Source organism: Lentimicrobiaceae bacterium, assembly GCA_020636745.1.
Taxonomy (GTDB): domain Bacteria; phylum Bacteroidota; class Bacteroidia; order Bacteroidales; family Lentimicrobiaceae; genus Lentimicrobium.
Window position 1 is genome coordinate 207,516 of the sequence record JACJXH010000004.1, and the last position, 12,685, is coordinate 220,200.

Genomic DNA, 12,685 nt, shown 5'->3' on the forward strand with positions numbered 1-12,685 from the left:
TTCCCGCAGCTGATTTGTTGATACAATCGACCGGATTACAGGTGCGGTGCACTGGGGTGTAAATGTTGTTACCTGAGAGTGTTTAATGAACAACAAAAAAAATAGAAAATAAATAAAACCCGACAAACAGATTTGATATTTTATAAAATCCTATATTAGCACGGACTTTCAAGACACGTAGATAAACGAATTGAGCTATACAGATATGGTGAAATATGCGCAAGACTGAGGGTATATAATCGTTTCATTCCATTATAAACAATACTACATAGATATGAAAAAACAAATTTTGATTTTTGGATTATTTTTGATTCCCACGTTGATTTATTCTCAGATAAACATCGATAGTTTGATTCAGACTGGTATTCAATATCATGAAAATGGGCAATTTGATAAAGCTATTGAAGCTTACAAAACTGCGCTTGAAATCGAGCCTAACTCACCCTTAATTAATTATGAGATTGCAATGACTTACATGTATGCAAAAGATTATAAAAACTCGATAATACATTGTGACAAAGTGATTGAATTGAACGATAAATACCTATTGCAGGCATACATTACAAAAGGGTCATCTCTTGATTATTTAGGAGAAACCAAGAAATCAATAAAGCTTTTTGAAGCCGGAATTAAAAAATTTGGAGCTCATCACTTATTATATTACAACTTAGGATACAACTATTATAACTTGAAAGAATATGATAAAGCAGAGGAAGCTTTAATAAACGCAATAGAAATTAAATCCGACCATGCAAGCAGTCATTTACTCTTAGGATATTTGATGACTGATAAGAATCAGAAGGTTCAAAGTCTGCTTTGTTTGCACTATTTTCTATTCCTGGAGCCAAATTCCGAGAGAGCAAAAACTGCTTACAATTTAATACAAAAACAATTTAGTGGAAATGTCGGGAGAGACGAAGATAATCCGAGCCAGATTAATATTATTCTAGACCCAAATCAATTAGAAACAGAATTCGGCGCAGCAGGCATGATGATTTCTATGCTAGAAGCTTCGAAAAGCCTTGAGGAAAACAAAGGTAAAAGTGGAGATGAATTATTTATTGAGAACACTACTTCTTTTTTCAAAATACTTGGAGAACTTAAAAAGAAAAAGAATACAGGATTGTGGTGGGATTTTTATGTTCCGCTATTCTATGATATTGCTAAATCAGAACATATTGACACATATTGCTACTATATTAGTCAATCATCAAATGATACAGCCTTGGAATGGCTGAGAGAAAATGACAAAAGGATTGATGATTTTAACAGATGGCTGAGTGAACAATAGCCGACATAGTACACGCAAAATAAAACCGAAATGGTCAATGGTTTGCGGGGGCCTGGTTCTCGCTTAAGCTTTTTGCACTTCAGATATGAATTCTGCCTGCAAACCCAGCGATTTTATATTAGCAACCCTTAAACAACATCATAAGAAAACCCGCTAAATATGACAGATCTGATTGGCGACATTCACGGACACGCAGACAAACTCGAAGAATTACTGCTGAAACTGGGTTATGCAAAAAACAACGGAGCTTACGCTCACCCCGACAGAAAAGTTGTTTTTGTTGGCGACTATATTGACCGGGGGCCAAAAATCAGAGAAACACTACAAATAGTGAAAGCCATGGTGGACAATGAGAATGCCATTGCTTTAATGGGAAATCATGAATACAACGCACTGTGTTTCCATTTTCAGAAAACCACCGGCGGACACCTTAGAAAACATCTGATAAAAAATATCATTCAGCATTTTGAAACAATTAAACAGTTTCAAAACCGACAGCAGGAGTACGAAGACTATCTGGAATGGTTTAAAACCCTGCCACTATATTACGAAACTGACAAATTCAAAGCAGTGCACGCTTGTTGGGCCAACAACACCATCAATTATTTAAGAAAAACTTTAGTCAACGACAGATTGACCGACGAACTCATTTATCAATCGGTCAAGAAAGGTACTGAGTTAAACGAAGCCATAGACCAGACTTTAAAAGGCAAAGAAATAAAAATACCGGAAGGAATTTCCTTTATAGACAAAGACGGCACCAAAAGAACAGAAATACGGATAAAATGGTGGGAAGACCCCTCGGCAATGACATACAGATCTATAAGTGTTGTACCCATCGAAAATTTACCTGAACAACCCGTTGCATTATCCGAATTAAAATCATTTGACTTTTACCGTGACCGCGATAAAAATGTATTCTTCGGACATTATTGGCTCAAAGGAGAGCCTTCATTATACAAGAAAAATATCTGTTGTTTAGATTACAGCATTGCAAAAGGGGGCAAACTCGTTGCATATCGTCTCAACGGAGAGGAAAATCTGGACAGCAAAAACCTGACCTATGTCTGATAACATAGCATCACTTCACAGGTATCCGGCACAATACGTAGAAGCTGGTGCAGTCAAACGCAATACGTCAACATCGTTATCAGCGCGAAACGAAAATCGGTGGTTTAAAAATGCAAGTATGATGGAGAAAAAAGCAAAAATCACAGTTCAAAAACCCCGCCGAATCCTTTAAATCATTCCGCTGCACGGGCTTTAAAAACATTTTAAATATTGCTTAAACACCTATAATCCGACCTTAAACACTAAAATGATTTTCAATAAAACTAAAAAAAACAATGCGAATTCCTGAAAATTGATTATATTTAAGGTTGAAAGTCTGAAAGGCCGCCCATCATTTACTTCAAAGGGCTGGCACTGCAAACCCCTCTCTTCTATCATTACTACGCTTACCCCCGAATGGCAGACGTTTCGTACTGCAACACTTCAATTTGAATCAATAACATGAATAATATGAAGATGAAACGAAACGATTTAATCTATGACATTGGCATGCACAAAGGGGAGGATAGCGCGTACTATTTAAAAAAAGGGTTTCATGTCGTTGCCATTGAAGCCAATCCGCAGCTGGTTGAACTGTGCTCGAAAAAGTTTGCCGGGGAAATCAAAAACAGGCAACTGACGATTATTAACGGTGCGATTTCAGATGCTGCAGGCTCCGGCAACAAATTTGTCCCCTTTTACATCAACCGCCAATGTTCAGAATGGGGAACCACTGTAAACTCATGGGTAAAAAGGAATGAAAACCGGGGCACTTCAAGCGAAAAAATAGAGGTGCCGGTCATAGATTTTAGCAAGGTTTTACAAAGCTACGGCATTCCTTATTACATGAAGATAGACATTGAGGGCATGGACACCCTTTGCTTGCAAACGCTGCTAAACTTTAATGAAAAACCAGATTTCATATCGATTGAATCTGACAAAGTTTCTTTTCAAAAATTAAAGGATGAAATTGCCCTGTTTAACAAACTGGGATACAACAAATTTAAGGCTGTTAACCAGTCGGCCGTTGAAAGATTGAAAGAGCCCCTTAACACACACGAAGGAAACTTTTTAAACTATAAATTCTCTTATGGTTCATCGGGCCCGTTTGGCCGAGATTTGCCCGATAAATGGGTGAAAAACAGATGGATCATACTGCAGTACAGGCTTATTTTTCTGGGGTACAAATATTATGGCGACCATAGCAAAGTAAAAAAGAAACTGGCTTTCAGGATATTGTATAAAATTCTTCAAAAAATAGTAAGACAACCAATACCAGGCTGGTATGACACGCATGCGAAACATGCTTCAGTAGAATAAACATTAAATTCAGCGAAACCCCGCCCGGAGTTATGCTTGTAAGCATTAAGAAGCTTGGCAGTTCAATACACTATAGCCAGCGATACAGAGCAGCTTAGAACTAAACCGGGCACTGCACATCCAATTAAATACGATTTGATAACCAGTAAAACCAAAAGCCAACAGGATTTTGGCTAAATTTGTAAAACGTAAACCTGCAGTGGCCATATAAAAACAATGATCTATGAAAAAAAAATACACCCCTCTCATTATCAGCATATTTCTCAGCTTGCTACTCACAAACACCCTTACCTTAACAAGCAGGGCACAAAATCCGATACCCAACCCTGATTTTGAAGATTGGACAGATGGCGAACCCGACGGGTGGAACAGCATCAACCAAAACATACTGGGCACCGACTTTATATGCATTACCCGCGACCAAACCAATGCCCAAAGCGGTACTTCAAGCATCAAAATTGAAACAATTACCGAAAATGTATTTGTGGTTGGCCCGGTTACACTGCCCGGCATTGTATCATTAGGCGAAATTGTACTGGATGTGCTCAATCAAACCGGCACTGTTGAAGGCGGTGTTCCTATCGACACCCAGCCTCAGATATTGAACGGTTATTTCCGCTATCAGCCGGCCGAAGGCGACGTTTGCCTGATGGGCATCGGACTGTTTAAATGGAATGGCACTACCCGCGACACCATTGGTTTTTCATACGGCATTTTCAGCGACACGGTAAATGAATGGCAGGCTTTTGCTTTGCCAATAGAATACCTGATGTGGGAAGTGCCTGACACCATGAATATTATGTTCTTCTCATCAAACATACTCAACAGCACCATAATTTCTGGCAGCAAGCTATGGATAGACAATCTTTCACTCACCTATGGCCCTGTTTCGGTTCAAAATCAATGGCCGTCCGAAAAGCCTGAAATCACCTTCCACAACACACATACATCACTCATGGCCCATAATTTGCCAGCCGGTAACGGCACTTTTTCAGTAATTAGCCTCGATGGTTCGGTTGTAAAGCTTGAAAACAAACCTGCCATATCAGGAAGGGCAGAAATTAACATCGGCAATTTACCCGCAGGCATTTACATTGCCCGCTATATTTCGGCAGACGGCATTCAGAAAACGGCCAAATTTATGCACCGCTAATGCAGCTCAAAGCCTGACTTTACATTACACTTCTTATAAATTACTACCGAAACAGCTACTCTGTCTGATTTGGCATAATAAGCCATGCATGCCGGCGTTATTGAAGCATAAGTTTTCAAACGCACCGTGTTGATAAATCAATCTGAAATGCCTGTTTGCACGGAAAATATCAGGCTAACTTTAAGCCCTAAACTGAACATTGCATGAAAAGATCCATTCTGGTCATACTCACCTCATTATCATTGGCTGGTTATTCGCCAGTCATTGCCCAGCACACAGTCTCAAATCAGCATCCGCAGGTCGATAAAAGCAGTGCAACCGACCTGTTTGCCAAAGAAAAATATGGCGCAGCGCGGCAGGTTTATGCCGGAATTATACCATCAGAAATGTTGCTGGTGGCTTACGACGCCGAAAAAGAATACGGCATAGCAGCCAGTGCTGCCGAAATGCAACATGGCGATGCGGCCTACCTGCTCAACAAATTTCTGAGCGATTATCCTGAAAACACCCGCACCAACCGCGCATGGTTTCAACTGGGCAATCTGAACTTCCGCAACAATAAATACAGCGACGCCCTGAGTGCTTATGACAAGGTAAATACCTATGACATGAACACCGAAGAAAATGCCGAATACACTTTTAAAAAAGGCTACTGTTACTTTAAGAAAAACGACTTTGATCAGGCGGCAGAACTGTTTTACGGCATTAAGGATCAGCAGACCAAATACACCGGGCCGGCAACCTATTACTATGCACATATCATGTATGCCAGCGGAAAGTATGAAACCGCACTCAGAGATTTTGAAAAGCTCAGAGACGATGAAACATTTAAAAAAGTCATCCCTTACTACATCATTCAGATATATTACCTGCAGGGCCGTTATGACGAAATGCTTGAAATGTCGCAACCTTATCTGAAAGGCCAGCGCAACAAGCGTACCAACGAAATACTCCGCTTGGCTGCTGATGTAAATTACCGCAAGGGGAATTATGCCAAAGCCATTGAGCTGATGGAGGAATACCGCAAAATAAACCGAAACAAAGCCAGCCGGGAAGAAAGTTATGCACTTGGTTTTTCATACTACAAGACCATGGATTATGCAAAGGCAATCCCTGAATTTCAAACAGTTGCCACCGGCGAAGACAGCCTGGCACAAAATGCATATTACCATCTGGGCGATTGCTATCTGAAAACAGATCAGAAACAGTTTGCATCCAATTCCTTTTTATCGGCCTGGAAAGTGCCCGTTAAATCAGACCTTGCCGAAGACGCTCTTTTCAACTATGCCAAACTGAGCATCGAGCTTTCATACAATCCTTACAACGAAGCCATCAAAGCCCTGCAGCAGTATCTGACCGAATATCCGGATTCGCCCAGACGCGACGAAGCCTACACTTATCTGGCCAACCTTTACATGGTTACCAAAAACTATAAAGAAGCCCTGCTTACCCTCGAAAACATCAAAAAACGCAACAACAGCCAGAATGCGATATATCAAAAAATAAGCTACTTCAGAGGAATAGAGCTTTTTAACGACAACCAGTATTTTGATGCCATCGGACAGTTCAAAAATGCACTCGGCAACAAAAATGACAACTACATAACAGCCAGTGCCACCTTCTGGACCGGAGAATCGTACTATCGTTTAAACCAATATGACATCGCCGCCAATTATTACAACAACTTTCTGAAAACACCCGGCGCCGAAAAGCACAGTGCATTTTCATCAGTCAATTACAATCTGGGCTATGCTGCATTTAAGCAGAAAAAATACGGTGAAGCACGCACTGCCTTTGCCAAATATCTGGAAGGGCATCCTGCTGATCCCAAAATGCTCAACGACGCCCGCCTGAGATTGGGCGATTGTTACTTTATGGGCAAACAATACCCTGAGGCTATTCAGCAATACGATTTGGCTATTGGCGCCCGCGCCGCTGATGCCGACTATGCGCTTTATCAGAAAGCAGTAGCAGTGGGAGTTACCGGCAACCTGAACCAGAAACTCGCATCGCTGCAAAAGCTGGTGGCCGACTACCCCAAATCGCCTTATAGCGACGACGCCAGATACGAAACCGGTCGCACCCTTGTGACGCTCAACCGCAATGAAGAAGCGCTGGCCGCCTTCCAAAAGCTTATCAAAGACTTCCCCAAAAGCAGCCTGGTAAAAAATGCATCGCTTAACAGCGGACTTATTTACTACAATACCAACCGCGACCAACTGGCACTTGAAACCTTCAAAAAAGTAGTAAAAGACTATCCGGCAACACCTGAGGCCCGCGAAGCCCTGGCGGTGATCCGCAATATTTATGTCGATTTAAACCAGGTTGACAGTTATGTTTCTTATGCAGCCGACATCCCATTTGCCAACGTAAGCGTGGCCGAACAGGACTCACTTACATACACCGCCGTGGAAAACCGCTATATGAGTGGCGACTGCGAAAAAGCACTTCCGGGGTTTATCTCTTACATTCAGAAATTTGCCAATGGAAGTTTTATTGTAAATGCCCATTTTTACAAGGCCGACTGCGAATCGCGTTCAGGCAAATATGCCGAAGCGCTTAAAAGCTATGAATTTATTCTGAGCCGTCCGCGCAACCGCTTTACAGAAAATGCCGCTTTAAAGGGAGCCGGTATCCTTTACCGGATGAAAGACTATGCAGGAGCGCTGAACATGTACCAGCGACTTGAAGAAAACGCCGAAAACAAAGCCAATATTACCGAAGCAATCACCGGCCAGATGCGCTGCAACTATCAAACCGGCAATTATGGCCAGGCCATTCAATATGCACAGCGCACCCTCACACAGGAGCGCCTCACCCCTGCCCTTGAAGCTGAAACGCAGCTAATCATCGGAAAATCGGCCCGGGCACTTCAACGCACCGATCTGGCCAAAAGTTCATTTGAGGAAACCCTCAAACTTTCGCAGGGCGAGGCCGGCGCTGAAGCACTGTACAACCTGGCTGAAATGAACTTCCAGGAAAAGGATTACAAAACAAGCGAAACCAGAATTTTCAGGCTCACCGGCGACTTCTCGTCATACGACTACTGGGTAGCCAAATCGTTTATCCTGCTTTCCGATATTTACCTGAATACCGGAAATACTTTTCAGGCCAAACAAACCTTGCAGAGCATTATTGACAACTACCAGGGTGAAGATTTGAAGAAAATAGCCACCGACAAACTGCAGGCCATTAACCTTCAGGAAAATGCCGGACAACAGGACAAGAAAGTATTCGACGACGAAGAAGGCATCATCATCAAATAAACCTGACACATTACAACCTGACAGGCCTGCAATCTAAACAGGCAGAGAACGATTAAAAGCCTTTAAAAACTGAACAGACTATGAGAATCCTCCACCGCATTTTATATCAAAACACCACTTTCCTCCTTTGCATGACGCTTGTTGCCGCACTTGCAGCACAAGTCACAGCCCAGGAAATTGAAGAACAGGTAACCGTAACAGCTGCTTTTGAGCCAAGTATTCCGGATGCCAGCAAGCTCAGCATCAATCCTTCATCAAACGAAACCGAAGTGCCCTTGCCTGTAATGACTTACGACATACAGGCCCGCCCCATGGAAACCAGCCTGCAACCTGATGACATCAGTGCCGTAAAACTGGTTGGTGAGCCACAAAAAAAGCTCTACCGCAACTATGCCCGCATCGGTTTTGGAAATTACACCACTCCTTTGGCTGAATTTTATGCCAATTCATTGCGGTCGAAAAGCTATTCAATGGGCATGTATTTCAAGCATTTCTCATCCTCAGGGGTCATCAAAGACTATCCCAAAAGCAGCAACAGCCTGAACATCGTCCGCTTGAACGGTGAAAAATATTTTGACGAACACACCCTCAGTGCACAACTTGGTTACAGACGCAATGTTGTTTACCAATACGGGTTTAAGCCAACTGATTTTGAAACGTTTATCAATGAAGATGATTTAAAACAGCGCTTCAGCAGAATCAATGGCAGTGTCGGATTCAAATCAAACTACAGCGAAAAAGACAAACTTAACCATGAGATTGATCTTTCGCTGAGCAATGTTTCCGATTTATTTAACACTCGCGAGTCAGCACTGAACATCAGCGGAAAAGCCAGTAAGCGCTTCGAGCTGCTCGATTTCACCGACTCTCAGATGCTGGGACTTGAAACCGACATAAACATAACTCATTACAAAGACAGCACCCTGAAGCAAAACAGCACAATGGTGGTTGTAAAGCCATACATCAGCACCACTTTTGAGGAATACAGCCTTAAATTAGGCCTGAATCTGACCGTACAGGGCGACTCGGTATCAAAAGTGCACCTGTTTCCGATGGCAGAAGGCAGCATCAGGATAATTGATGATGCGCTTGTTGTGCAGGCTGGCATTACCGGCAACCTGCAGCGCAAGGGATTCAACACCCTGAGCGACATCAATCCATTCATACAGTCGGTACTGCCGCTCAAATACACACGCGAACGATTCGCTTTTTATGCAGCCATCAGGGGCCGCGTAGGCAAAGCCATCAATCTCCATGGCTCTGTTCGCTCTTCAAGCCTCGAAAATGAAGTATTTTTTGTCAACGACTTTAGCCGGATACCCTACAACCAATTTACGCTGGTGTATGACAAAGCCAATCTCTTTACCAGCCGGCTTGAAGCTGAATACAACGAATCGGGCAGAATCAATATCAAAGCCTGGGCGCAGTATGACTCCTGGAAAATGAACCTTGAAGCAAAACCATGGCACAAGCCGGCGCTCAAAACAGGAGGTGAAATCAGATACAATATGCAGGATAAAATTACTGCCCGTGCCGGAATTGAGCTATTTGGCAAACAATATGCAAAAACTTTCGGAACAGAAGGCGAGGTCGTTGCAAGGCAACTTGACGGATATGCCGACATCAGCCTGGGGCTTGAATACCGCTACACCAAACTTCTTTCGGCCTTCCTCCAGTTCAACAATATACTCGGAACCCGCTACTACCAGTGGAATAACTACCCGGGATACAGATTCAATCTGCTTGGCGGAATAAGCTATTCATTTTAAACCACATATCACACGCATATCAGCACAGGGCCTGCCGTTGTAAGCAGGCCCTTTTTGTTAATAACTTCCCTCCTCATTACCTTTACAGTTAAAGTAAAACCTATTAAAAAAAACCTTACCTTTGCCTACTATCAAATAAATACTATCAATCTGAATATGAGCGAATTAAATAAACCAGCCGAAGCCAATGAAAACGGGAATGGCAACGGAAACTACACCGCAGATAACATACAGGTACTTGAAGGACTCGAAGCAGTGCGTAAACGTCCCTCCATGTATATTGGAGACACCGGCTCAAGAGGCTTGCACCATCTTGTTTATGAAGTAGTTGACAACTCTATTGACGAGGCTCTTGCAGGTTATTGCAACGACATTTCGGTTTTTATTCACCCCGACAACTCCATTACTGTAAAAGACAACGGCCGTGGAATACCCACCGATATGCATGAAAAAGAGAAGCGTTCGGCGCTGGAAGTTGTCATGACGGTGCTGCATGCCGGCGGCAAATTCGACAAAGGCTCATACAAGGTATCCGGAGGATTGCATGGTGTAGGGGTTTCCTGCGTCAATGCGCTTTCGTCCATGCTGAAAGTAAACGTTGAACGCGAAGGCCAGCTGTTCGAACAGGAATATTCCATTGGAAAACCCCTTTACCCGGTAAGAGTTGCCGGCACCTCCGACAGAACAGGCACCACCGTTCATTTTAAACCCGACGCCAGTATCTTTACAACAGAGGTATATGATTATGAAATTCTCTCATCGCGTTTGCGCGAACTCGCATTTCTGAACAAAGGCATCCGCCTTTCAATAACTGACGAGCGCAACACCGACGAAAACGGAGATTTTGTTTATTCTACATTCTTCTCTGAAAAGGGACTGCTCGATTTTATCGAGTACCTGGATGGCATGCGCGAAAAGCTTATGCCCGACCCTATTTATATAGAAGGCGAAAAAAATGACATCCCGGTTGAAATCTCTCTGCAGTACAACACTTCGTTCAGCGAAAACATACACTCATACGTTAATAACATCAACACCCACGAAGGAGGAACACACCTTTCGGGATTCCGCAGGGCATTGACCAGAACGCTCAAGAGTTATGCCGATAAGTCAGGCATGCTGGCCAAACTGAAATTTGACATCAATGGTGATGACTTCCGCGAAGGTTTAACAGCCATCATTTCGGTAAAAGTTCAGGAACCTCAGTTTGAAGGGCAGACCAAAACCAAGCTGGGCAACAACGAAGTAATGGGAGCTGTTGACACCCTGGTTTCCGAATTGCTTAATTACTACCTTGAAGAACATCCCAAAGAAGCCCGCACCATTGTCAACAAGGTTATTTTGGCCGCCACTGCCCGACATGCAGCCCGCAAAGCCCGCGAACTGGTACAGCGTAAAAATGTTCTCTCAGGCTCAGGATTGCCAGGAAAACTGGCCGACTGCTCCGAAAAAGATCCGGCACTCTGCGAAATATACCTGGTGGAGGGTGATTCGGCCGGTGGAACAGCCAAACAAGGCCGCGACCGCAAATTTCAGGCTATTCTCCCTCTCAGGGGAAAAATCCTGAATGTTGAAAAAGCCATGCAGCATAAGATTTTTGACAATGAGGAAATCAAAAATATGTTTACCGCCCTTGGAGTAACCATTGGCACCGAAGACGACAGCAAGGCACTTAACCTTTCGAAACTGCGTTATCACAAGGTCGTAATCATGACCGATGCCGATGTGGACGGAAGCCACATTGCCACCCTTATTCTCACCTTCTTCTTCAGATATATGAAGGAAATGATTGAAAGCGGATATGTTTACATTGCCACACCCCCGCTTTACCTCATTAAAAAAGGGAACAACGAACGCTACTGCTGGACCGAAGAAGAGCGAATTGCCATCTCGGCCGAACTGGCTGGCGCAGGAAAAGAAAGCAGCGTGCATGTTCAGCGTTACAAAGGTTTGGGAGAAATGAATGCCGAGCAGTTATGGCTCACAACCATGAATCCTGAGTTCCGCACCCTCAGGCAGGTGACCATCGAAAATGGAACCGAAGCCGACCGTATTTTCTCCATGCTGATGGGTGATGAGGTGCCACCCCGCCGCGATTTTATTGAAAAGAACGCTAAATACGCCAGAATTGACGTGTAAAACCGACTTTGATGATGATAGCCGGCAAAAGTTGCCGGCTTTTTTTTTGATGTAAAACACTGATTCCCTGCCCGGGAAATTACGGTTTTCAAATCAAGCTAAAAATCCAAAGCCGCCAACTCAATTTTGGTCTGGATTTTGCGTTTACAAAACACCCCACAAATATAAATTAACAATAAAACAGACAAGATGAAAATTAAAACTTTGCTATTTGCCGCCATGCTGTTGTCAATGGCAAGCCTGAGCCAGGCTCAGAATTACAGTACAGCAGCCGGACTGAGACTGGGTTACTTTAATGGCCTCACCATAAAACACTTTATTTCAGGAACCAATGCACTGGAGGGAATTGCCTCCTTCCGCTGGGGCGGATTTGCCGTTACAGGGCTTTATGAATGGCAAAAACCTGTAAAGGGAGCCGACAACCTCGACTATTTCCTGGGACTGGGAGGCCATATTGGCTTTTGGGACAATAACAAATACTACTGGTACGATGCTGATCGCAATGGCTCCTTTGCTATTATTGGCGTTGACTTTATTGCCGGACTTGAATACACGTTTCCGGGCGTACCTTTCAATGTAGGATTGGACTGGAAACCAGCCTTTAACCTGATTGGCGACACCCACTGGTGGGGCGATGGCGTAGCATTATCAGTAAGATATACTTTCTGATGCCTGGATAATCTTCCCGAAAACAGCA

9 protein-coding genes are annotated in these 12,685 nt (G+C 43.4%); all 9 read left to right on the forward strand.

Translation table 11 applies throughout. The features are described from left to right. Positions 1–274: 274 nt before the first annotated feature. A complete protein-coding gene (locus H6541_08175) occupies positions 275–1,291 on the forward strand; it encodes a tetratricopeptide repeat protein (protein ID MCB9015755.1) in 1,017 nt (338 codons plus the stop codon). 159 nt (positions 1,292–1,450) lie between these two features. After that, positions 1,451–2,362, forward strand: a complete 912-nt coding sequence (locus H6541_08180; GenBank protein MCB9015756.1) for a metallophosphoesterase — start codon at positions 1,451–1,453, stop codon at positions 2,360–2,362. Continuing rightward, positions 2,355–2,534, forward strand: coding sequence for a hypothetical protein (locus tag H6541_08185; protein ID MCB9015757.1), 180 nt, complete (start codon positions 2,355–2,357; stop codon positions 2,532–2,534). Before H6541_08180 ends, H6541_08185 begins: the two co-directional genes overlap by 8 nt. Before the next feature lie 278 nt (positions 2,535–2,812). Then, a complete protein-coding gene (locus H6541_08190; protein ID MCB9015758.1) occupies positions 2,813–3,661 on the forward strand; it encodes an FkbM family methyltransferase in 849 nt (282 codons plus the stop codon). A gap of 223 nt (positions 3,662–3,884) precedes the next feature. Beyond that, entirely contained in the window at positions 3,885–4,814 is a 930-nt protein-coding gene (locus H6541_08195; GenBank protein ID MCB9015759.1) for a T9SS type A sorting domain-containing protein, read from the forward strand. Between the two features lie 203 nt (positions 4,815–5,017). Beyond that, complete coding sequence (locus tag H6541_08200; protein MCB9015760.1) at positions 5,018–8,080, forward strand: tetratricopeptide repeat protein; 3,063 nt, start codon at positions 5,018–5,020, stop codon at positions 8,078–8,080. 80 nt (positions 8,081–8,160) lie between these two features. After that, entirely contained in the window at positions 8,161–9,849 is a 1,689-nt protein-coding gene (locus H6541_08205) for a hypothetical protein (GenBank protein ID MCB9015761.1), read from the forward strand. Positions 9,850–10,005: 156 nt separating this feature from the next. Then, on the forward strand, positions 10,006–11,988 hold the full coding sequence (gene gyrB, locus H6541_08210; GenBank protein ID MCB9015762.1) for a DNA topoisomerase (ATP-hydrolyzing) subunit B: 1,983 nt from the start codon (positions 10,006–10,008) through the stop codon (positions 11,986–11,988). A 189-nt stretch (positions 11,989–12,177) separates the two neighbouring features. Further along, positions 12,178–12,657 (forward strand): hypothetical protein, encoded by a 480-nt coding sequence (locus H6541_08215; GenBank protein MCB9015763.1) that lies wholly within the window; start codon positions 12,178–12,180, stop codon positions 12,655–12,657. Positions 12,658–12,685: the final 28 nt, after the last annotated feature.

What these genes read in the sequence shown, in the direction of transcription:
- H6541_08175 (MCB9015755.1), top strand. Translation starts at nt 275, where the DNA reads ATGAAAAAACAAATTTTGATTTTTGGATTATTTTTGATTCCCACGTTG.
- gyrB (MCB9015762.1), top strand. Translation starts at nt 10,006, where the DNA reads ATGAGCGAATTAAATAAACCAGCCGAAGCCAATGAAAACGGGAATGGC.
- H6541_08200 (MCB9015760.1), top strand. Translation starts at nt 5,018, where the DNA reads ATGAAAAGATCCATTCTGGTCATACTCACCTCATTATCATTGGCTGGT.
- H6541_08205 (MCB9015761.1), top strand. Translation starts at nt 8,161, where the DNA reads ATGAGAATCCTCCACCGCATTTTATATCAAAACACCACTTTCCTCCTT.
- H6541_08195 (MCB9015759.1), top strand. Translation starts at nt 3,885, where the DNA reads ATGAAAAAAAAATACACCCCTCTCATTATCAGCATATTTCTCAGCTTG.
- H6541_08185 (MCB9015757.1), top strand. Translation starts at nt 2,355, where the DNA reads ATGTCTGATAACATAGCATCACTTCACAGGTATCCGGCACAATACGTA.
- H6541_08180 (MCB9015756.1), top strand. Translation starts at nt 1,451, where the DNA reads ATGACAGATCTGATTGGCGACATTCACGGACACGCAGACAAACTCGAA.
- H6541_08190 (MCB9015758.1), top strand. Translation starts at nt 2,813, where the DNA reads ATGAAGATGAAACGAAACGATTTAATCTATGACATTGGCATGCACAAA.
- H6541_08215 (MCB9015763.1), top strand. Translation starts at nt 12,178, where the DNA reads ATGAAAATTAAAACTTTGCTATTTGCCGCCATGCTGTTGTCAATGGCA.